The 21,333-nt window shown below is 70.6% G+C and carries 22 protein-coding genes and 1 pseudogene; 17 read left to right on the plus strand and 6 right to left on the minus strand.

Annotated features, from left to right (window positions below; translation table 11 throughout):
* Window positions 1-414: 414 nt before the first annotated feature.
* The 4 genes and pseudogenes from LY41_RS18720 to LY41_RS18735 form a co-directional block, all read left to right on the plus strand.
* Window positions 415-1,158: pseudogene (locus tag LY41_RS18720) on the plus strand (redox-sensing transcriptional repressor Rex); the annotation flags it as partial.
* Window positions 1,155-2,495, plus strand: coding sequence for a glutamyl-tRNA reductase (locus LY41_RS18725; RefSeq protein ID WP_253865372.1), 1,341 nt, complete (start codon window positions 1,155-1,157; stop codon window positions 2,493-2,495). The pseudogene LY41_RS18720 and the gene LY41_RS18725, both read left to right, overlap by 4 nt.
* Window positions 2,492-3,433 (plus strand): hydroxymethylbilane synthase, encoded by a 942-nt coding sequence (gene hemC, locus LY41_RS18730; RefSeq protein WP_253865374.1) that lies wholly within the window; start codon window positions 2,492-2,494, stop codon window positions 3,431-3,433. The genes LY41_RS18725 and hemC overlap by 4 nt, the downstream gene beginning before the upstream one ends.
* 200 nt (window positions 3,434-3,633) lie before the next feature.
* The gene (locus LY41_RS18735) at window positions 3,634-5,166 is read left to right on the plus strand and encodes a bifunctional uroporphyrinogen-III C-methyltransferase/uroporphyrinogen-III synthase (RefSeq protein ID WP_253865376.1); all 1,533 of its coding nucleotides are present in this window, start codon (window positions 3,634-3,636) and stop codon (window positions 5,164-5,166) included.
* A 320-nt stretch (window positions 5,167-5,486) separates the two neighbouring features.
* Here the strand turns inward: LY41_RS18735 and LY41_RS18740 are convergent, their stop codons facing one another.
* Entirely contained in the window at window positions 5,487-6,041 is a 555-nt protein-coding gene (locus tag LY41_RS18740) for a CGNR zinc finger domain-containing protein (RefSeq protein ID WP_253865377.1), read from the minus strand.
* Window positions 6,042-6,106: 65 nt separating this feature from the next.
* Between LY41_RS18740 and LY41_RS18745 the strand changes: the two genes are divergently transcribed.
* Together LY41_RS18745 and hemB are read left to right on the plus strand one after the other, a co-directional pair.
* On the plus strand, window positions 6,107-6,949 hold the full coding sequence (locus tag LY41_RS18745) for an alpha/beta fold hydrolase (protein WP_253865379.1): 843 nt from the start codon (window positions 6,107-6,109) through the stop codon (window positions 6,947-6,949).
* Window positions 6,950-7,086: 137 nt separating this feature from the next.
* Complete coding sequence (hemB, locus tag LY41_RS18750; RefSeq protein WP_253865380.1) at window positions 7,087-8,067, plus strand: porphobilinogen synthase; 981 nt, start codon at window positions 7,087-7,089, stop codon at window positions 8,065-8,067.
* Between the two features lie 133 nt (window positions 8,068-8,200).
* On the opposite strand, the gene LY41_RS18755 is transcribed toward hemB, so the two are convergent.
* Window positions 8,201-9,025, minus strand: coding sequence for a class I SAM-dependent methyltransferase (locus tag LY41_RS18755; RefSeq protein WP_253865381.1), 825 nt, complete (start codon window positions 9,023-9,025; stop codon window positions 8,201-8,203).
* A complete protein-coding gene (locus LY41_RS18760) occupies window positions 9,022-9,690 on the minus strand; it encodes a TetR/AcrR family transcriptional regulator (protein WP_253865383.1) in 669 nt (222 codons plus the stop codon). The genes LY41_RS18755 and LY41_RS18760 overlap by 4 nt, the downstream gene beginning before the upstream one ends.
* Before the next feature lie 100 nt (window positions 9,691-9,790).
* On the opposite strand from LY41_RS18760, the gene LY41_RS18765 reads away from it, so the two are divergent.
* From LY41_RS18765 to LY41_RS18815, 11 genes are all read left to right on the plus strand, one after another.
* The gene (locus LY41_RS18765; RefSeq protein ID WP_253865384.1) at window positions 9,791-10,309 is read left to right on the plus strand and encodes a hypothetical protein; all 519 of its coding nucleotides are present in this window, start codon (window positions 9,791-9,793) and stop codon (window positions 10,307-10,309) included.
* A complete protein-coding gene (mce1N, locus tag LY41_RS18770; protein WP_253865386.1) occupies window positions 10,306-10,893 on the plus strand; it encodes a transport-regulating membrane protein Mce1N in 588 nt (195 codons plus the stop codon). The genes LY41_RS18765 and mce1N overlap by 4 nt, the downstream gene beginning before the upstream one ends.
* Entirely contained in the window at window positions 10,886-11,389 is a 504-nt protein-coding gene (locus LY41_RS18775) for a hypothetical protein (RefSeq protein WP_253865387.1), read from the plus strand. The genes mce1N and LY41_RS18775 overlap by 8 nt, the downstream gene beginning before the upstream one ends.
* Before the next feature lie 183 nt (window positions 11,390-11,572).
* On the plus strand, window positions 11,573-12,895 hold the full coding sequence (hemL, locus tag LY41_RS18780; RefSeq protein WP_253865388.1) for a glutamate-1-semialdehyde 2,1-aminomutase: 1,323 nt from the start codon (window positions 11,573-11,575) through the stop codon (window positions 12,893-12,895).
* Window positions 12,892-13,521, plus strand: coding sequence for a histidine phosphatase family protein (locus LY41_RS18785; RefSeq protein ID WP_253865390.1), 630 nt, complete (start codon window positions 12,892-12,894; stop codon window positions 13,519-13,521). Before hemL ends, LY41_RS18785 begins: the two co-directional genes overlap by 4 nt.
* The gene (locus LY41_RS18790; RefSeq protein ID WP_253865392.1) at window positions 13,518-14,129 is read left to right on the plus strand and encodes a TlpA disulfide reductase family protein; all 612 of its coding nucleotides are present in this window, start codon (window positions 13,518-13,520) and stop codon (window positions 14,127-14,129) included. The genes LY41_RS18785 and LY41_RS18790 overlap by 4 nt, the downstream gene beginning before the upstream one ends.
* Before the next feature lie 264 nt (window positions 14,130-14,393).
* A complete protein-coding gene (locus tag LY41_RS18795) occupies window positions 14,394-15,152 on the plus strand; it encodes a cytochrome c biogenesis CcdA family protein (protein ID WP_253865579.1) in 759 nt (252 codons plus the stop codon).
* Between the two features lie 5 nt (window positions 15,153-15,157).
* Complete coding sequence (resB, locus tag LY41_RS18800) at window positions 15,158-16,909, plus strand: cytochrome c biogenesis protein ResB (RefSeq protein WP_253865580.1); 1,752 nt, start codon at window positions 15,158-15,160, stop codon at window positions 16,907-16,909.
* A gap of 12 nt (window positions 16,910-16,921) precedes the next feature.
* Window positions 16,922-17,914 carry a c-type cytochrome biogenesis protein CcsB gene (ccsB, locus tag LY41_RS18805; protein ID WP_253865393.1) on the plus strand — a complete coding sequence of 331 codons (993 nt, stop codon included), beginning with the start codon at window positions 16,922-16,924 and terminating at the stop codon, window positions 17,912-17,914.
* A gap of 225 nt (window positions 17,915-18,139) precedes the next feature.
* The gene (locus tag LY41_RS18810; RefSeq protein ID WP_425563731.1) at window positions 18,140-19,549 is read left to right on the plus strand and encodes a MinD/ParA family ATP-binding protein; all 1,410 of its coding nucleotides are present in this window, start codon (window positions 18,140-18,142) and stop codon (window positions 19,547-19,549) included.
* Window positions 19,550-19,704: 155 nt separating this feature from the next.
* A complete protein-coding gene (locus LY41_RS18815) occupies window positions 19,705-20,157 on the plus strand; it encodes an acetyltransferase (protein WP_253865397.1) in 453 nt (150 codons plus the stop codon).
* Here the strand turns inward: LY41_RS18815 and LY41_RS18820 are convergent.
* From LY41_RS18820 to LY41_RS18830, 3 genes are all read right to left on the minus strand, one after another.
* On the minus strand, window positions 20,141-20,437 hold the full coding sequence (locus tag LY41_RS18820; protein ID WP_253865399.1) for a transposase: 297 nt from the start codon (window positions 20,435-20,437) through the stop codon (window positions 20,141-20,143). The genes LY41_RS18815 and LY41_RS18820 overlap by 17 nt on opposite strands.
* 290 nt (window positions 20,438-20,727) lie before the next feature.
* The gene (locus tag LY41_RS18825; protein ID WP_253865401.1) at window positions 20,728-20,922 is read right to left on the minus strand and encodes a hypothetical protein; all 195 of its coding nucleotides are present in this window, start codon (window positions 20,920-20,922) and stop codon (window positions 20,728-20,730) included.
* A gap of 109 nt (window positions 20,923-21,031) precedes the next feature.
* Window positions 21,032-21,241, minus strand: a complete 210-nt coding sequence (locus LY41_RS18830) for a BldC family transcriptional regulator (protein ID WP_253865402.1) — start codon at window positions 21,239-21,241, stop codon at window positions 21,032-21,034.
* Window positions 21,242-21,333 lie beyond the last annotated feature (92 nt).

Genomic DNA, 21,333 nt, shown 5'->3' on the forward strand with positions numbered 1-21,333 from the left:
GAGGACGGCGCCGCGGAGAAGGACGACACCGCGGGTGCCGTGATCGACGGCACGCCCTCGAATGCAACGTCCTCGAACACAGCGCCCTCGCCTGCGAAGTCGTCGAACGCGAAGACGGCGAACGCGAAGTCAACGGGGAAAACCGCCGCGAAAGACCACGACGCCACCGGCAAGTCCGACGCCACCGGTAAGGCCGCGAGCAGCAAGGCCGCCGCCGACAAGGCTGCCGCCGACAAGTCCGCTGCCACCAGGGCCGCGAGCGGTAAAACGGCGAGCGGCAAGGCCACGAACGGCACCCAGGGCAAGCCCGCCAACGGTAAACCCGCCCAGAGCAAAGCCGCCAACGGCAAGGCCGCCCAGGGCAAACCGGCCAACGGCAAACCGGCCAACGGCACAGCCGCGGCGGAGTTCGACGACAGTACCCCGACCGCCGAGCTGCCCGCCGTCGCCGACGGTGAGGCGCCCGCCAAGGCCATTCCCGAGGCCGCGGTCGGCCGCATGGCGGTGTATCTGCGCGTGCTGTCGAGCATGCAGGAGCAGGGCAGCACGCGGGTCTCCAGCGAGGAGCTCTCGACCGCTGCGGGTGTGAATTCCGCCAAACTCCGCAAGGACCTCTCGTACATCGGTTCGTACGGCACCCGGGGCGTCGGATACGAGGTCGAGGTACTGATCGGCCAGATCGAACGCACCCTGGGGCTCAACAAGCAGCAGCGCGTGGCGGTCGCGGGAATCGGTAACCTCGGACATGCGTTGGCGAATTACGGCGGTTTTCCCGGTCGCGGGTTCCCGGTCGAGGCGCTGTTCGACATCGACCCGGACCTGATCGGGGTGCCGGTGGGCGGACTGCCCGTGTCGCACCTGGACGACATTCCCGAGGTGTGCGCGGAGCGGGAGATCTCCATCGGGGTCATCGCGACGCCGCCGACCGCGGCACAAACGGTGTGCGACAGGCTCGTCGCAGGCGGGGTTCAGTGCATTCTGAACTTCGCGCCGGTGGTGCTGCAGGTTCCGGAACACATCGAGGTTCGGAAGGTGGATCTGGCCGTGGAGCTGCAGATCCTTTCCTTCCACGTGGCGCGAAGGGCGGACGGACAGGTGAACGGCCAAGCGGCTGGGGCGGAAGCGACGGACGCGAGCGGTGCGGTGGTGCCGTCATGAGCATCCTTGCGCTCGGACTGTCCCATCGGACGGCGGATCTGACCACGCTCGAGCGGGTGTCCATCCCGGCGCCCGAGGTACCGAAGATCCTGCACGAGTTGCAGCAGGCGGAGCACCTCTCCGAGGTCATGGCGGTCTCGACGTGCAACCGCATCGAGGTCTACGCCGTCGTCGAGACGTTCCACGGCGGCCTCGACAACATCGCGTCGGTGCTGGCCCGCCAGGCGGGCATGGCTCCCGACGAGCTCTACGAGAACTTCTACGTGCACTACGCGGGTGCGGCCGTCGAGCACCTGTTCCAGGTGACGTCGGGGCTGGACTCGATGGTCGTGGGCGAGACGCAGATCCTCGGCCAGGTGCGGGCGGCCTACGCCACCGCGCGGGAGGCGGGCACCGTCGGACGGACGCTGCACGAGCTGGTGCAGACGACGTTGCGCGTCGGCAAGCGCGTGCACACCGAGACGGGCCTGGATCAGCTCGGCGCGTCCGTCGTATCGGCGGCATTGGACGAGGCCGCAGGCGCGATCGGTGACCTCGAGGGCAAGCGGGCCCTGGTCGTGGGTGCGGGCTCGATGGGCGCGCTCGCGGCGTCGCACCTGCGCAAAGCAGGGGTCGGCAGCATCGTCGTCGCCAACCGCACGCAGGCGAACGCCGAGCGGCTCGCCGCGTCGGTGACCGAACAGGGCGTGCCCGCGACGGCGGTGCCTCTCGCCGGATTGGCCGATGCCGCGAGCGGCGTGGACGTGGCCGTCGTGTGCACCGGTGCGAAGGGCACCGTGCTGGAGACTCGCCACGTCGGGCCGCGGACCGCGCCGCTCGTCGTGTGCGACCTGGGCCTGCCGCGTGACGTCGACGCCGAGGTCGGTGACGTCGACGGCGTGCACGTCGTCGACCTCGACACCGTGCGCAGGCGGATGCACGACTCCGGCAGCGGCACCACCGAGAAGCAGACCGCCAAGGCGGCAGGCATCGTCCTGGACGAGGTCCGCGCCTACCTGGCGGGCCAGCGCAGCGCGGCCGTCACACCCACCGTGACGGCGTTGCGCAAACGGGCGGCCGAGGTCGTCGACGCCGAGCTGCTTCGGCTCGACCGGCGGCAGCCCGAGATCGACGCCGACGTCCGCGAGGAGGTCGGCCGGACGGTCCAGCGTGTCGTGGACAAGCTCCTGCACGCCCCGACCGTGCGCGTGAAGCAACTGGCCGCGGAGACCAGCGACACCGACTACGCCACCGCGCTGCGCGAGCTGTTCGAGCTCGACCCGCAGGCGCCGAAGACGGTGTCCAGCCCGTCGGCCCCCATGACCACCAGTGACCAGATCGACGGTGACGTTCCGTGACAGACAACCCGATCCGCATCGGCACCCGCGGCAGCAAGCTCGCCGTGGCGCAGACGCAGACGATCGCGAACATGCTGACCGACGCCGGCCACGAGGTCGAGATCGTCACGGTCTCGACCCCCGGCGACCGCTCCAGCGCACCCATCGCGGAGATCGGCGTGGGCGTGTTCACGTCGGCGCTGCGCGAGGCGTTGCTGGCCGAGGAGATCGACGTCGCGATCCACTCGTACAAGGACCTGCCGACGGCGCCGGAGTCCGGCCTCGTGCTGGCCGCCGTGCCGCCGCGGGAGGACCCGCGGGACGCGCTGATCGCCAGGGACGGCCTCACGCTCGGCGAATTGCCTCCCGGCTCGGTCGTCGGCACGGGGTCGCCGCGCCGGACCGCGCAGCTGAAGGCCCTCGGACTCGGTTTGACCGTGGTGCCGATCCGCGGCAACATCGACACCCGCATCGGCAAGGTCACGTCCGGGGAACTGGACGCGGTGGTGCTGGCCAGGGCGGGACTCGCCAGGGTCGGCCGGGTCGACGAGATCACCGAGACGCTCGATCCGCTGCAGCTGCTGCCCGCGCCCGCACAGGGTGCGCTGGCGGTGGAGACGCGGGTCGCGGACGTCGCGGCCGAGCGTCTGCTCCGGTCCGTCGTGGACGACGAAGCGACCAGGGTCGCCGCGAAGGCCGAGCGGGCCGTGCTGGCCACGCTCGAAGCCGGTTGCAGCGCACCCGTCGGAGCGCTCGCCGATGTCGTGGAGGACCTCGACAGCGAGGGGAAGGTCGTCGACCGCCTTTCGCTGCGCGGGATCGCCGCCACCGGCCTCGAGGATGACTCCGTGAGCATCCTGAAGGCCTCGGCGATCGCCGAGACGAAGGACGCCGACGAACTGGGCCGTGGGGTCGCCGCCGAGCTGCTCGATCTCGGTGCGGGCGCGCTGTTGTCCTGAGTCGGCGCGTTCGCTTCCGCCGCGGAGGGAACCCGGTGGGCGCCGGGTATGCGTCCGGATCCTGCGGCCGCGTGCCGCCGCAGCCACAGCACGTGACAGGCGTGACACCGGCGTCGGAAACGTCGCCAGAACCGCAGAAGGTAAGTACGAGTTCGGCCGCCGGCCTCGGTGCGGCCGCTGCATGAGGAGAGACGAAGCACATGACCCCCCCAAGCAAGACCACGGGGCGCGTCGCCTTCGTGGGCTCGGGCCCCGGTGACGCCGGGCTGCTCACGGTCCGCGCCCAGGAGCTGCTGGCCAAGGCCGACGTCGTCGTCACCGACCCGGACGTCCCGGCGGGCGCACTCGCCTATGCCCGCGAGGAGGCCGAGGCGCGTCCCGCCGTCGGCGAGCCGGGGGACGTGGCCAAGGACCTGGCCACCGAGGCCGAGTCGGGCCGTGTCGTGCTGCGTCTCGTCGCGGGTGACCCGCTGACGCAGCCTGCGGTCGTGGCCGAGGTGCAGGCCGTGTCGAAGACCGACGTCGTGTTCGAGGTCGTGCCGGGTGTCGCGCCGAGCACCGCGGTCCCGGCGTACGCGGGCCTGCCGCTGGGCGGCACGCACACCGAGGTGGACCTGACGCGCGACGTGGACTGGAAGGGCGTCGCACAGGCACAGGGGCCGATCGTGCTGCACGGCACGTCGAGCCACCTCGCCGAGGCCGCCTCGCAGCTGGTCGACAACGGCATCCCGGCCGAGACACCCGTGGCCGTCACGTCGAACGGCACCGTCAACACGCAGCGCACCGTGGAGACGACCCTGGCCTCGCTCGGTGCCGACGCCGGTGAGCTGGCTGGCTCGCTGATCGTCACCGTCGGGTCGATCGTGTCGGATCGCAAGCAGCTGTCGTGGTGGGAGTCGCGCGCGCTGTACGGCTGGAAGGTTCTCGTGCCGCGCACGAAGGACCAGGCAGGCGACATGGCCGAGCGGCTGCGCAGCCACGGTGCGACGTCGCACGAGGTGCCGACGATCTCCGTCGAGCCGCCGCGCAGCCCCGCGCAGATGGAACGCGCGGTGAAGGGCCTCGTGGACGGCCGGTTCCAGTGGATCGTGTTCACCTCGGCCAATGCCGTGAAGGCCGTGCTGGAGAAGTTCACCGAGTTCGGTCTCGACGCCCGTGCGTTCGCCGGCGTGAAGATCGCCTGCGTCGGTGAGGCGACGGCCGAGAAGGTGCGCTCGTTCGGTATCCAGCCCGAGCTCGTGCCCGAGGGCGAACAGTCGAGCGAGGGGCTGCTCAAGGAGTTCCCGCCGTACGACGACGTGTTCGACCCGGTCAACCGCGTGCTGCTGCCGCGTGCCGACATCGCCACGGAGACGCTGTCCGCGGGCCTGACGGAGGCCAACTGGGAGGTCGACGACGTGACGGCGTACCGCACCGTGCGCGCCGCGCCGCCGCCCGCCGAGACCCGCGAGATGATCAAGACCGGCGGATTCGACGCCGTGTGCTTCACGTCGTCGTCGACCGTGCGGAACCTGGTCGGTATCGCCGGCAAGCCGCACGCGCGCACGCTCGTGGCGTGCATCGGCCCGAAGACGGCCGAGACGGCGACGGAGTTCGGCCTGCGCGTCGACGTGCAGCCGGAGACGCCGGATTCGGTCCTGCTCGTCGACGCCCTCGCCGCCCACGCGGCGAAGCTGCGCGCCGAGGGCGCTCTGCCGCCGCCGAAGAAGGCCAAGCGCACCCGCCGCTCCTGAGCACGGCTCGCACCCTGAGTACTGCCGCTGAGACGCCCCGTCGCACACCCGTGCGGCGGGGCGTTCTCGTTCCAGGGGTCGTGTTGCGGATTCCGGAGCCCGTGTTGCGGATTCCGGGGGCCGTGTTGCGCCCGCCCGTCGCCCGGCCACCCGCCCCCGAGGACGCGCTGACGCGCGGCTGCGCCCGCCTGGGCCCGTGGTGTCCTGCGCGGGGCGTCGTTGTGCCCGGACGGTCGCGTTCCGCGGGATGGTGTTCGATCCACCGGCGCTCGTCCCGGTGCCGTGGTGGGGGTGTGTCGTGATGGCGGTGTGCGGGACGGTCAGGTCCGGTCGCGCTGCCGGGCGCGGTGCTTGGCGACTTTGAGGCGGTTTCCGCACAGTTCGGGCATGCAGTAGCGGCGCCGTCCCGCGCGGCTGGTGTCGACGAACATGCCTGCACAATCCGGCGCGGTGCAGTGCCGGAACCGGTCGTGCCCCAGCGTGTACAGGGCGCCGAGCAGGCCGGTGCCGACCAGCACGGCGAGCGTGTCGGTGGCCGTTGCATCCGGTGACGTCTCCACGTGCCAGCTCCAGTTCCCGTCGGCGTCGCGGTGCAGTCCGGGGCCGAGGCCGGCGCGCGTGACGAACGCGGTGGCGTGACGGGCCAGTTCGTCCTCGTCGGCCTCCAGTGCCGTGCGGACCTCGTCGCGCAGTGCGTGCGCCGGTTCCAGATCGTCGGCGTGCACGGTGTGGTCGAGGCCGTGCGCTGCGAAGAATTCCCCGAGCGCGGCGACGTCGGCCAGTGCGTCGCCGTGACTCCGCACCCGTCCCGAGGTGTTGACCAGCTCCGTGGCCGCATTCGCGCCGCCGCTGTAACGGTTGAAATCTATCTTCAAGTATTACTCCCTGCTAGAGTAACCGGATAAAGGTCATTTTAACGGTTAGCGAAAGTGGTGGAGGCATGGGCAACGCAGTCCGCACCGATCCGGGGACGCTGTGGCTCGACACACGGATCCGCGTCTCGGCCGGTGAGGTTTCAGCCGGTGTGTACGGTTCGGGCCCGCCGATCGTGCTCACCCACGGCACGCCGGCATCGGCCCAGCTGTGGCGGCGGGTGATCCCGGAGCTGGCGCGGCGGCACACCGTGTACGTCTGGGACCTGCTCGGGTTCGGCGATTCGACGCTCGACGAGTCGGCCGCGCCGTCCATCGCGACGCAGGCGGCGACGCTGGCGGAGCTCGTCGAGCACTGGGGGCTGACGAGTCCCGACCTGGTGGGACACGACATCGGCGGCGGCATCGTGGCCAGGGCGCACCTCGTCGAGGGGGTTCCGGCGCGCAGGCTGGCCTTCCTGGACGCGGCGGTCATCGGCCCGTGGAACACGGCGTTCACCGAGCACATGCAGCGGTACGCCGACGCCTACCGCACGATGCCCGAGCACGCGTTCGCCGACCTCGTCGCACCGCGGCTGCGCACCGCGACCCACCACGACATGAGCGACGAGGTGCTCGACCTCTACCTCGCACCGTGGCGTGGCGCGGAGGGGCAACGGCGCTGGGTCGCGCAGGCCGAACACGTCCACTTCGACGACACCCGGGAAGCCGTCGACCGCCTCCGCGACATCACCGCAGAGACGCTGGTGCTCTGGGGCGAACAGGACGGGTGGCTCGCACCGTCGACCGGGGACCGGCTCGCGGCCGCCATTCCGGGCGCCCGGCGAGAGGACCTGCCCGGGGCGGGGCACTTCGCACCCGAGGACGATCCGCGGGCCGTCGCACGGTCGCTTGCCCGCTTCTTCGCCTGAGCCGCCCGTCGCCCGTCGCCCGTCGCCCGTCGGGCACGGTGTCTTTGTGCGGGGGCGGTGCCGGTCGGCCGGGATGCGGCGGACCGGGGATCTTGACGCGGTCGGGGCATGCGCCCGCGCGGGAGTACGGTGTCGATGTGTTTCCCGAACATCGCCCACGCAGGTTGCGGACCACGCCGGCGGTGCGCCGGCTCGTCAGCGAGACGACCCTCCGCCCCCGCCAGCTGATCCTGCCCGTGTTCGTCTCGGAAGAGGCCGACGCCGCGGGCGCGCCGAAGCCGATTTCGAGCATGCCCGGTGTCGTGCAGCACACGCGGGATTCGCTGCGCGAGGCGGCGGCGAAGGCCGTCGAGGCGGGCGTCGGCGGGCTGATGCTGTTCGGCGTTCCGTCCACACGCGACTCCGTCGGCTCGGGCGGCACCGACGAGGACGGCATCCTCAACGTCGCGCTGGGAGATCTGCGGTCCGACCTCGGCGACGCCACGGTGCTCATGGCCGACACGTGCCTCGACGAGTTCACCGACCACGGCCACTGCGGCGTGCTCGACGACGCGGGCGCGGTCGACAACGACGCCACGCTGCAGCGCTACGCCGAGATGGCGCTCGCACAGGCGCGTGCGGGTGCGCACTGGCTCGGCCCGAGCGGCATGATGGACGGCCAGGTCGGCGTCATCCGGCGCGCGCTCGACGACGCGGGGTTCACCGACACGGCGATCCTGGCCTATTCCGCCAAGTATGCGAGCGCGTTCTACGGACCGTTCCGGGAGGCCGTCGACTCGCAGCTGCAGGGCGACCGCAACACCTATCAGCAGGACCCGGCCAACGCCCGCGAGGCGAGCCGTGAGATCGAACTGGACATCGCCGAGGGTGCCGACGCGGTCATGGTCAAGCCCGCGTTGTCCTATTTGGACGTCATCAGGGCGGCAGCGGAGACCTCGTCGGTGCCGGTCGCGGCGTACAACATCTCGGGCGAGTACGCGATGATCGAGGGCGCGGCGGCCAACGGCTGGGTCGACCGCGAGCGCACGATCCTCGAGGTACTCACCTCGATCCGCCGTGCGGGTTCGGACATGATCCTCACGTACTGGGCCGCCGAAGCCGCCACCTGGCTCGACTGAGCCGCGCGCACCGGCCGGTGCACACCTGCAACGCCCGGCCTCCGGGTGGATGCCCCGAAGGGCACCTTGGGGGCGTTGAGCGCCCCGAAGGTGCCCTTGGGGGCACTGTCCGTGTTGCGGTGCTGCAACGTGGTCAGAACCGGTAGCGGACGATCCAGGCGCCGCGGCGGGCCTGCGCGGGCCAGTGGGCGAACGCCCGCGACATGAGGCGGTACGCCAAGGGCAGGCGATCGCGTTCCGGCGCGGCGTCGCCCCACTGTTCCTCCACGAACGTCAGATCCGCCGCCAGGGCCACGATGTCCTGCGGATCGCCGATGCCGAAGGTCCGGTAGTCCGCCGGCATGCCGACCGTCTTCAAGTAGCGGCCCGCCATCCGGGCGACCAGCCTGGTGTAGGCGTTGAACACGAGCTCGCCGCCCGCGAAATGCTCGGTGATGTGCGGCAGCAGTCGGCGGTTCTCGTCCTCGGTGAGGAACCCGATCACGCCGTCGGCGACGACGATCGTCGGACGGTCACGCGGAATCCCCTCGGTCCAGTGTTCGTCGAGCAGCGACGCGCCGACGCCGTGCGCGTTGTCGCGGCCGGGCAGTAGTCGGTCACGCAGCTCGACGACCTCGGGAAAGTCGACGTCGTACCAGTCGACGTCCGGCGGCGGGTCGATCCGGAACTTGCGCGTTTCCAGCCCGCTGCCGAGTTCGACGACGACGGCGTCCGGGTGACTGCGGACGAACCGGGTGACCGCGCGGTCGAGCATCGCGCTGCGGATGCCGACCGTCTCGGGCACGCCCACGCCGAGCTTCACCGAGTCGGTGTCGTAGGCAAGCTTGCCGAGCACGTCGGTGGCGAGCGCGTCCCCCAGGACGGGGCCGGCGGACCTGCTGTCGACGGCGCGTCCCTTCAAGGTGACGAGCAGCGTCTTCTGCATCGGCGTGAGGTGATCGATGGCCACGAGTGTCACGATCCGTCTCCCCGGTGGTCGGCGGTGGATTCCCGGATCCGCTTTCCCTCGGGCGAGGCCGCGAAGTCGGCCATGGCGGCGTAGACGTCGAACATGGCGGTGCCGATCCGGTTCGTGTGGGCGCTGTCGAGCGGGTCGACGCCGAGGTGGCGGGCGATGTGTTCGTGCAGCACGACCGTGCCCGTGTGCATCGCCGTCATCACCGCGGCGGCGCTGATGGCCGCCGTGGAGCCGGGCGGGAACCGCTCCGGCCAGGTGGCGCCGAGGAACTCCGCGGTGCCGGCCGCGAGCTGATCGAAAACCCGCTCGGCCGCCGGTGATCCGTCCACAGTGGCGCGGGAGAGGTAGCGCAGCAACGGGCCGCTGGTGGCGAAGAGCTCGGCCAGCAGCCCGGACTCGACGAGCGAACCGGCCGTGGCGGCGGCCGTCAGCCGTCGTCCGAGCGCGTCGACCACGGCTTCGTCGCACGCCCGGCGCAGCGCCTTCTTCGACCCGAAGTGGTGCTGGACCAGGCCCAGAGATACGCCCGCGGCTTCGGCGATGCCTCGCATCGTGGCGCCGCCCTCCCCGCGTTCGGCGAACTGGGTCAGGGCTGCGTCGCGGATCCGGGCGCGTGCCGTCAGATCGTCCGGTGGTCTGTTGCCTGTGTCTTCGACTGCATCCACACGTCGACAATACGAATGAATTGAAACCTGTACAACTGTATTGCCGCGCTCCGGGGTGTGCCCCCGTCGTGCCGCTGCGCCGCGCTCTAGTCTCGGGGGTATGAGCGACGCCGACGAAAGCGACGACCAGCGGCGAGCACGCGGCCTGCCGCCCGCTCCGCACCTGCCCGGCGATCCGGAGTCGGAGCAGCCCGAGCCGCCGAAGCCCGTCACCACCGCGTTCGGCCTGATCGTGGCTGCCGCCGTGGTGCTGGTCCTGGCCTTCGTGCTGGATCTTCTCGACCAGGACGCGATCGCCGCGGAGCTGATCGAACAGAACACCGACGAGAACATCACCAACGCCCAGATCGCGGCGGGTGTCGAATCGCTGCTGTGGGCACTCGTCGTCGGCGCCGCCGCGGTCGGCGGGCTGATCGTGCTGTTCGCCTGGAAAGCCCGCCAGGGCACCCGGTCCGCACGCACCGTCGTGACCGTGCTCGTCGTCGTGATCGCCCTGTTCTCCCTGCTCGGCGGCGGCTACGAGGTGATCGTCGCCGTGCTGCTGGCGCTCGGCGGTACGGCACTGATGTACCTGCCCAGCGTCGACTCCTACTTCCCGAGGGTGATCAAGAAGCCGTGAGTGACGAGGACACCGCGGACGACGGCACCGCGGACGACCGCACCCGCCACGACACCGCGGACGACGGCACCGCGGGCCACGGCACCGCGGGCAGCGAGGACACGGTCCACGGCACCGCGGGCGGCGGTACCGCGGGCGGCGAGGACACGGTCCACTACGACGAACCGGGTTCGGGGCTGTGGCGGCTGGGCCTCGGCCCGGCGCTGGCCGCGCTCGGGTTCGTCACGGAGGTGCTCCTCGGCCAGCCGCCCCACTGGCTGATGTGGATCATCACCGGCGTCGGGCTGTTGTGGCTGAACGGCGCGTGGGTGTTCGCGCGCCGCAAATTCCTGCGGGTGCGCGTCACCGATACCGAGCTGGTGCAGGGCACCGAGACCGTGCCGATCGCCGACATCGCCTCGGTCCTGACCCGTGAGCCCAGGCCCGGCACCCGCGTGCTCGGCGGCGGCCAGACGGTGCCGAACCGTTTCGAGGCCGTCGAACTCACGCTGGTCGGCCGCAAGCACGTGCTGGCGTGGTCGCAGGACTCTGAGACGTTCACGGCGGCGTTGCACACGGCCATGCGAAACTCACGCCGTGACTGAACCCGCGGACCGCACCGCCACCGAATCCGCCGCGCCGGCAGTTCCGGCCGTGCCCGCGGCGACGCGCGCATCCCGGAAGGCGGGCAGTCGCCGGGCAGGAACGGGCCGCGGCAGGCTGCACCAACCGTGGCGGATCGTCGTCGCCGTCGTCGAACTCGCCGTGGCCGCGGTGGCCGTGTGGGGCGCCTTCCCGCTGTGGACTTCGGCGATCCGCGACGTCACCGTCCACCTCGACGACGGCAGCGCCCTGACCTCGCGCGTCTACGAAGGGGACGGGATCGCGCTCGCCGTCGCACTCGGGGCGCTGGCGCTCGTGCTGGTGATCGATGCCGTCCGCCAGGTGCTGCTCGGCATCGCAGCCAAGGGCAAGAAGCGGAAGAAGCGCAAGCAGCCCGCTCCCGACGACCCCGCCGACGTGGACCCCCGGGTCCCCGCCGCGGCCGGATCCGATTCCGGCCCGGAGGGTGCCGCGTCCGAATCACGCTCCGGACGCTGAGCCCGAACGGCCGGACACGGCCGCCACCCCCAATACCCGCCGACCCGTCCCACGCACGCCGACCGCCGCGCGTCGCCGCCCGGTCCGGTCTCGGCCAGGGGCGCCGCTCGCCGGGATGCCCGCGGTCACGTCCCGGCGGAGGCAGGCGCCGCAGGCCGTGGGCGTTTTGCGAGACTGGCAGGCGTGACAGGTGACAACAGCACGGTCGAGAAGTCCCAGTCCTGGTTCCGGCGGGCCGCAGCGGCGACGCCCGGCGGCGTCAACTCGCCGGTGCGCGCGTTCGCATCCGTCGGCGGTGACCCGCGATTCATGGTCAAGGCGAACGGCTCCCACATGTGGGACGCCGACGGCAACCGCTACATCGATCTCGTCTCCTCGTGGGGGCCGATGATTCTCGGGCACGCCCACCCCGCGGTGGTCGATGCCGTACGCGAGGCCGCGTCGCACGGCCTGTCGTTCGGCACGCCGACCACCGGTGAGGTCGAGCTCGCCGAAGAGATCATCGGCCGCGTCGAGCCGGTCGAGCAGGTGCGCCTCGTCAATTCCGGCACCGAGGCGACGATGACCTCGATCCGCCTCGCCCGCGCATTCACCGGCCGGGCGAAGATCGTCAAGTTCGCGGGCTGCTATCACGGCCACGTCGACGCGCTGCTGGCCCAGGCCGGCTCGGGCGTCGCCACGCTGGGCCTTCCCACCTCGCCGGGCGTCACCGGCGCGCAGGCCGCCGACACGATCGTCGTGCCGTACAACGACCTCGACGCCGTGCGGCGCGTGTTCGCCGAGAACGCGGGCGAGATCGCCGCCGTCATCACCGAGGGCGCCGCGGGCAACATGGGCGCCGTCCCGCCCGTCGAGGGATTCAACGCCGCACTGCGCGAGATCGCCCACGAGGCGGGCGCGCTGCTGATCATCGACGAGGTCATGACGGGTTTCCGCGTGTCGTCGGCCGGCTGGTACGGCCTCGACGGCGTGGCCGGTGACCTCTACACGTTCGGCAAGGTCATGTCCGGTGGGCTCCCGGCAGCGGCGTTCGGCGGCCGGGCCGACGTGATGGCCGAGCTCGCGCCGCTCGGGTCCGTCTACCAGGCCGGCACGCTCGCCGGTAACCCCGTGGCCGTCGCCGCGGGCCTGACGACCCTGCAGCACGCCGATGCGGCCGTCTACGACAAGCTCGACACCAACGCGCGGCGGATCGGCTCGATCCTCGGCGATGCCCTCTCGGCCGAGGGGGTCACGCACACCGTGTCGCTGGCAGGCAACCTCGTGACCGTCTTCTTCGGCGAGCGGCAGCCGACGAACTTCGACGAGGTGGCGGCCACCGAGACGTGGCGGTACGCGCCGTTCTTCCACGCGTTCCTCGAGGCGGGTGTCTACGGCCCGCCGAGCGCGTTCGAGGCGTGGTTCGTCAACGCGGCGATGCTCGACACGGATTTCGAGGCCATCGAGGCGGCCGCACCCGCAGCCGCCCGCGCTGCGGCGTCGGCGACCCCGCCGGAGCGGGCATGACCCGCACGATCGTCCACCTGCTGCGGCACGGCGAGGTCCACAACCCCGAGCGCATCCTCTACGGACGGCTGCCCGGGTACGGGCTGTCCGACCGCGGCAGGCAACAGGCGGTCACGGTCGCGCAGGCGCTGACGGCGCACAACCTGGTGCGCGTCGTGGCCTCGCCGCTGCAGCGGGCGCAGGAGACGGCCGCGCCGGTCGCAGGCGGGCACCGGCTCGACGTCGTCACCGACGAGCAGCTCATCGAGGCGGACAACACGTTCGAAGGCCTGCGGGTCAGCGTCGGCGACGGGGCGTTGCGCCGGCCCCGGCACTGGCCGAAGCTGCGCAACCCGGTGCTGCCGTCGTGGGGCGAACCGTACGTCGACATCGCACGCCGCATGCTCGGCGCCGTCTACCGGGCGCGGGCCGCCGCGGAGGGCGGCGAGGTGCTGTGCGTGTCGCACCAGCTGCCGATCTGGACCGTGCGCAGGTTTCTCGAAGGCAAGCGGCTGTGGCACGACCCGCGGGCCCGGCAGTGCTCGCTGGCGTCGCTGACCAGCCTGGTGTTCCGTGAGGAGGAGCTCGTGGACATCGTCTACAGCGAACCTGCAGGCGCGACGGACCCGACGGTGACCGGCGCATGAGCGGGCGTGGCCGCAACGGCAGGTCGCTCGGCACCCGGCTGGCGGCCGCCGTGCTCGTCGGCGGTCTGGCTCTCACCGGCTGCAGCATGGGCGACGGCTCGGCGGCGACGTCGTTCAACTTCGTCGCACCGGGCGGGAAGACCGACATCACCTACACCGGCGCCGACCGGCAGGAGATGCCCGAGATCAGCGGCGAGGACCTGTTCGACGCCGACAAGGAGATCTCCAGCGAGGACTTCCACGGCAAGGTGCTCGTCATCAACATCTGGGGCCAGTGGTGCGGACCGTGCCGTACCGAGGCGCCGGAGCTGCAGAAGGTGTACGACCAGACGAAGGACGAGGGCGTCCAGGTGCTCGGCATCGACGTGCGCGACTTCGACCGGTCCGCACCGCAGGACTTCATGCGTAACCGTGACCTGACGTACCCGTCGATCTACGACCCGTCGGGGCGGTCGCTGCTGGGGCTGACCGGATATCCGCGCAACGTCGTCCCGTCGACGATCATCGTCGACAGGCAGGGCCGCGTCGCCGCGGTGTACCTGCGTGACCTGCTCGCGGGCGACATCCTCCCGGTCGTCCGCGACCTGGCCGACGAGGACGGTTCCTGACCCGACACCGTGTTGCGGCTTCCGGAGACCGTGTTGCGGGTTCCGGGGACCGTGTTGCATGTTCCGGGGGCCGTGTTGCGGGTTCCGGGGGAGTCGCGGATCGTCCGTCACCCGGCCCCGTGATCGGTCAGGGCCCGGAGTCGTCGTGGCCTCGAGCCGCCAAAAGTGACGGGCGCCGCATTCTCGCAGGTGGAGGCAGGGGGCGGCGAGTTAACACCGACCCCATTCCCTAGTCTGGGTGTCGTGAACGCGACCGAGCTGGCGATGTCAGGGCCGCTGCTGCTGGCCGCAGCCGTGGCGTTGCTGGCCGGCACGATCTCGTTCGCGTCGCCGTGCGTGGTGCCGCTCGTCCCTGGCTACCTCGCCTACCTCGCCGCGCTGGTCGGCTCCGAAGCCCCGGCCGTCGACGCCGGGGAAGCCGGTGAGAAACGGAAACGTGGCAAGCGTTCCGTCGTCGGCGCGACCGCGCTGTTCGTGCTCGGCTTCACCGTGGTGTTCACCGCCGGGGTCGGCAGTCTCGTCTGGCTCGCCGACGCGCTCCTCGTGAACGCCGAGACGCTGCAGCGCATCGGCGGTGTGATCACCATCTTCATGGCGTTCGTGTTCCTCGGCTTCGTACCCGGACTGCAGCGGGAGGTGCGTTCGCACCACACCCCGCGCGCAGGCCTGTGGGGCGCGCCCGTGCTGGGCGCCGTGTTCGGACTCGGCTGGACGCCCTGCATCGGACCGACGCTGTCGGGTGTGCTCGCGATCTCCGCGGCCAGCGGCAGCACCGGTGCGCGCGGGTTCGTGCTCGTGCTCGTCTACTGCGTCGGCCTGGGACTGCCGTTCCTGCTCATCTCGGCGGGCACGAAGTGGGCCGTGTCGGCGACGGCGTGGCTGCGCCGCAACGGCAGGCGGGTGCAGATCTTCGGCGGCGCGCTGCTGCTCGTCGTCGGGGTCATGCTGGTCACGGGCCTGTGGATGGACCTCACGTCGTGGCTGCGGGACGCCTTCATCACCGACACGAGGTTGCCCCTGTGACTCCAGTGCCCGACCGGATCGACGCGACGGACCGGACCGACGAGCCCGACAGCGCCGCGCCCGCCTATCGCGCGACACGGCTGCGCAGGGCATGGGCGCCGGTCCGCAACACCTGGCGCGGCCTGACGTCGATGCGCACTGCGCTGATCCTGCTGTTCCTGCTGGCGGTCGCCGCGCTGCCGGGGGCGCTGTTGCCGCAGCGGTCGGTCAACGAGCAGAACGTCAACGGCTACCTGGCCGAGTACGGCTGGTGGGGCAGGCTGCTCGACAACCTGCAGCTGTTCGACGTCTACTCCAGCGTCTGGTTCTCGGCCATCTACCTGCTGCTGATGGTCTCGATCATCGGCTGCCTGGTGCCGCGGACATCGGACTATGTCCGGAGCATGCGTTCCAAGCCGGTGCTGACCCCGCGCAACCTCCGCAGGCTGCCGCATCACGAACGGGCCGAGACCTCCGACGACGTCGACGCCGTGATGGCCGCCGCGCGCAAGCGCCTGCGCGGGTGGCGCCTCACCGAACGTGAGGAGGCGGGCGGGGCCCGCAGCATCAGTGCCGAACGCGGCTACCTGCGTGAGACCGGCAACCTGCTGTTCCACTTCGGCATGCTCGGCGTGATCATCTCGTTCGCCGGGGGAGCGCTGTACTCGTACGAGGGTCAGGTCATCGTCCTGGCCGACGGTTCGGAGTTCTGCAACGCCGGTATCTACAACTTCGACTCGTTCCATCCGGGGCTGCAGGTCGACGGGACCGGACTGAACCCGTTCTGCGTCCAGGTCAACGACTTCCACGCCGAGTTCGAGCGCGGCCAGCCGGTGTCCTACGAAGCGAACATCGACTACCAATCGGGCGACGACCTCGCCGAGGGTGATTGGCAGCAGTACGACCTCGCGGTGAACGAGCCGCTGCGCACCGCGGGCGACCGGCTGTACCTGCTCGGCCACGGTTTCGCGCCGACGTTCACCGTGACCTATCCGGACGGGCAGAGCCGGACGCAGACCATCCAGTGGCGGCCGGTCGACCAGACCACCCTGCTGTCCGAGGGTGCGACGAAGTTCGAGGAACCAGGCATCACCGACCCGGTGGAACGGCGGGAGCGGCAGCTCGCCGTGACGGGCCTGTTCGCGCCGACGCCCGCGATGCACGGCGACATCCTGTCGTCGGCGGGTCCCGAGCTGACGGATCCGACGGTCGCGGTCGACATCATGCGCGGCGACCTGGGGGTCGACTCCGGACGGGGACAGTCGATCTTCGAGATCGACCAGTCGATGGTGGACGAGGGCAGGCTCGAACGGGTGGCGCGCGAGAACCTCGAGGTCGGCGAGTCGGTGACCCTCGAGGACGGGACGACGGTCTCGTTCGACGAGGTCGAGCGGTTCGTGTCGCTGCAGGTCTCCCACGATCCGCTGCAGAACTGGGTGCTCGCCTCGGCGATCGTGATGTTCGCGGGGCTCGGGGCGTCGCTGTTCATCAAGCGGCGCAGGCTGTGGGTGCGGGCCACCCCCGCGGGCGGCGGTTCCCGGGCCGGTGATGCTGCCGGCACCCCGGCCGACGCGGCCCCGGTCGACGCGGCCCCGACCGGCGCGGCAGCGGGTGACGCGGCAGCGGGTGACACGGCAGCGGGTGACACGGCAGCGGGTGACACGGAAACCGAAGAACGACGTACCGTAGTAGAAGTGGGCGGGCTCGCCCGCACCGATCAAGCCGGGTACGGCGAGGAGTTCACGCGGATCGCAGCCGAACTCCTCGGCCGGAAGTAGAAGGGCCTGGAGATGCCGGTCAACGAGACGTTGTCGCAGTACAGCGACTGGTCGTACACCACATCCGTCGTCATCTACATCCTGGCGATGGTGTTCTTCCTCGTCGAGCAGTCCTTCGGCCGACGCGGTCAGCAGGCGGCCGAGCGCACCCGCAGTCGTGAGCTCGTGGGCGCAGGCGCCGGAATCGACAACACGGCCCCCGGAGTCGGCAACACGAGCCCCGGAGTCGGCAACACGGGTGGTGGGCGCACCCGGGCGGAGCGGTTCGGTCGCATGGGCGTCGCGCTCACGGTGCTGGGCCTGCTGCTGCACGCCTCGGCCCTGGTGCTGCGCGGCCTCGCGACGGACCGGGTGCCGTGGGGCAACATGTACGAGTACGTGATGATCACGTGCCTCGTCGCCATCGCGGCCTGGTTGGTACTGCTGCGCAAGTATCCGGTGCGGCACCTGTCGATGTTCGTGCTGCTGCCGAACGTGATCCTGATGTTCATCGGCGGCACGTGGCTCTACGCCGTTGCCGCTCCGCTGCAACCCGCGCTCCAGTCGTACTGGCTGATCATCCACGTCGCGGCCGCCGCGGCGTCGTCCGGCGTGTTCCTCGTGCCCGGTGTCGCGAGCATTCTCTACCTGGTCAAGGCGCGCAACGAGAGTCACCCGGAGAAGTTCGCGAAGTTCGCGGCCAGGCTGCCCGCGAAGGACGTCCTCGACCGCATCGCGTACCGGACGACGGTGTTCGCGTTCCCGGTCTTCACCTTCGGCGTGCTGTGCGGAGCGGTCTGGGCCGAGGCCGCGTGGGGACGGTTCTGGGGTTGGGATCCGAAGGAGACGGTCGCCTTCATCGCGTGGCTCGTCTACGCCGCCTACCTGCATTCGCGTGCCACGGCGGGCTGGCGCGGGAACCGTGCCGCGGTCATCAACGTGATCGGTTTCGCGATGACTGTTTTCAACCTGTTCTTCGTCAACCTCGTGACGACGGGCCTCCACTCGTATGCGGGAGTCGGCTGACGGAAGCGCCGAGTGCCGGGTAGCGTCGCACCTGGTACGACGACCATGCGGAGGAAGGCAGCGGTGACCGCAGCGAACGACCCCAACGGGCAGGAACCGCAGAAGCCTCATGGAGCGCACCACCTCCACGACGCCGCGGAGGTCACGGGTGACGCCACGGATTCCACCCCGGCGCCCACGAATGCGGCGCCCGCGGACCCGTTGAGTGCGCCCGACAGCCCGGAGGTGACGCAACGCGTCGGCCCGCCCCCGGCCCAGCAAGCACAGGCTCAGCAGGCCGGTCAGGCGGCCCCGGGTGAGGAGACCCAGCCCGCGGTGCATTATCCGCCCCAACAGCCGTACGACCCGAACCTGCCGCCCCTGACCCCGGACCGGACGACCGGTGACGGCGCGCAGCAGGTGCACGCCGCGCCGTACCAGCAGTACGCCCAGCCGCCGGAGGCGCCGCGCGATTCCTACGCACAGCGGTACTTCGAGGGGCAGCCCGGGCAGTTCGGCGGGCCCGCGCAGCCGCCGCAGGGGCAACCCCAGCCGCCGCAGGGACACCCCCAGCAGCAGGCCGCGCCGCAGCAGCCGCAGGCGCAGCAACCGCAGGCCCAGTACCCGCCGCAGGCCCAGTACCCGCAGCAGGGGCAGTACCCGCCGCAGGGGCAGCCGGGCGAGCAGGGGCTGCCGCCGTTGCCGCAGCCGCAGCGCTCCGCCCACGGAGCCGGTGACCTGGCGGGCAGCAGTCTCGTCAAGCAGACCAAACGGCCGCCCCGGTCGGGCTGGCGCAAGGCCGTGTACGTCGGCACCGGCAAACTCGTCAATCCGGGTGAAGGCCCCGCGGACCGCGCGGAGCGGGATCTGACCGCACGGGTGCAGCAGCCGCTGCGCGGGTGCTACAAGATCGGCATTCTCAGCCTCAAGGGTGGCGTCGGGAAGACGACGACCACGACGACGCTCGGGTCGACGTTCTCGTCGCTGCGCGGGGACCGCGTGATCGCGGTGGACGCCAACCCGGACCGCGGCACGCTGTCGCAGAAGATCCCGATCGAGACGACGGCGACCGTGCGTCATCTGCTGCGGGACGCCGTGGGAATCACGCGCTACAGCGACGTACGGGCCTACACGTCACAGGGCGGCAGCAGGCTCGAGATCCTCGCCAGCGAGCAGGATCCGGCCGTGTCGGAGGCCTTCTCCGAGGACGACTACCGCAGAGCCGTCGACCTGCTCGAGCACTTCTACAACATCGTGCTCACCGACTGCGGCACCGGACTGATGCACTCGGCGATGAAGGGTGTTCTCGACCTCGCCGATTCGCTGGTGATCGTGTCGTCGGGGTCGGTGGACGGCGCGCGCAGTGCGTCCGCGACCCTCGACTGGCTCGACGCGCACGGCTACGGCGAACTGGTGCAGCGTTCGATCACAGTGATCAACTCGGTGCGTCCGAAGTCCGGATCGGTCGACCTGGACAAGCTCACCGCGCACTTCTCGGCCCGCACGCGCGGCGTGGTCAAGGTGCCGTTCGATCCGCACCTCGAGGAAGGTGCCGAGATCGACCTGGACCGGCTGGACAAGGAGACCCGCACGGCGCTGCTCGAGCTGGCCGCGACCGTCGCGGACGGTTTCGCCATGGACCGTCTGGCTCACTGACGACACGGCTCACTGACGACACGGCCCACTGACGGCGTGGCCCGCTGACGGCGTGGCTCACTGGGCCGTGTTGCTAAACGGGCGACGGCGGCGTGTTCGCCCGTCATCGTGCGCTCTGGAAAGATGGGCCGATGTCTTCGCGGGAGGAACCTGCCGTGCCCGTTTTGAGCATTCGGCCCTCGATCGGAGCTGAAGAGTATCGGGCGCTCGCTGCGATCTGGCGTAGGGCTGTGGACGCCACGCACGACTTCCTAGCAGAAGCGGATCGAGATGAGATCGAGGCCGGACTGCAGTCCGCCTACTTTCCGGCAGTCGTGCTCTCGGTCGCAGAGCGTGATGGTCGACCGGTGGGATTCTCGGGCGTGCTCGACGGAACGCTGGAGATGCTGTTCGTCGATGCGACGCAACGTGACGGTGGAATCGGCACCGGGCTTCTAGCCCATGCGATCAAGGATCACGGCGTCACCAAGGTTGATGTGAACGAGCAGAACGTCTCGGCCGTGGGCTTTTATGCTCACCGTGGATTCGAGGTCGTCGGTCGCAGCGAGACCGATGAGGCCGGTCGGCCATACCCGCTGCTCCACTTGAGGCTCAGTAGGCCGTCCTGACCTGCTGATCCGCCCCGAGGCAGGCTTCCAGAGGCGAACTACAGCCATTGGAACGGCCGATCGCGTGATCGGGAGGCTCCTCACTGAACTTCTTGTAGCTCGTGTTCCAGTTCCCGAACCGCTCCGGCATGTCCCGACACGGAGCCCCGGTGCGGAACCGCCACGCCGTCGCCTCGACCACCGTGCGGCGATCCACCGGCGGGCGGCCCGTGGCCTTCGCAGTCGGGAACAACCGGCCGATCACAGCCCACACCTCATCTGAGATCACATCACGCGACACGACCGCAACCCTCACCCGCGCGCCACCAAGGCCGGTTCGGCAACACGCCCCAGGGGGCCTGGCCCACTGACGGCATGGCCCGCTGACCGGAAGCGTTCCCTGCGCACCGATCGTTCGGGCATCGGCCGCACGCTCTCGTGCCACCCGGTCGTCGACACGACGTCGGCCGCGGCCCCGTCGTGGTGGACGGAGTCGCGGCCGAGGCGCGGTTGCGGGGTGGACGCGTGCCTGCCGATCCGCGAGCGAGCCGTCCGAGGCCGCGTACGCCGAACCGGGGTATGCGGACCCGGCTACTTGGTGTCGTCCTCGTCGGGACGTTTCGGCTTCTGTTCGCCGAGCTTGCGCAGGAATTCCGGGTCGTCGTCCGGCGCGACCGGGTTGGCGCGATCCGGTCGAGTGCCGGCACCGACGCGCTCCTGGCTCAGCAATCGCCACACCACGACGGAGATCGTGATGGCGCCGACCACCGCGAGCAAATACAGCATGCCCGCTCCTTCCCATGGGCTGACTGGTACCAGCCTAACGGGTCGGCGGGTGGCGCCGGGCCGCAACGGGCGATCCGGACAGGGTGTCGCTGCCTCGGCGAGGCGAACCTCAGGAGTTCTCCGGCCCTCCGGGGTCGGTGGTCAGCTCCGCGAGCAGCTCGTTGACCTCGGCCTCCCGGAACCGGCGGTGTCCGCCCGGGGTGCGGATGGAACCGATCCGGCCCGCCGTGGCCCAGCGTGTCACCGTCTTCGGATCCACTCGGAACAACGAGGCCACCTCACCGGGGGTGAGCAGCCGTCCTCCTGTGGTTGCGGTCACGAATCCGCCTCCTTCGAACCACCGTTCATGTCAGTCCGGATGCAGGACTGTTCCGTAATCGTTGCACTCCGCCCGTCAGGTACTCGAACGGT

The organism is Prauserella halophila (genome assembly GCF_024171895.1).
Classification (GTDB): domain Bacteria; phylum Actinomycetota; class Actinomycetes; order Mycobacteriales; family Pseudonocardiaceae; genus Prauserella; species Prauserella halophila.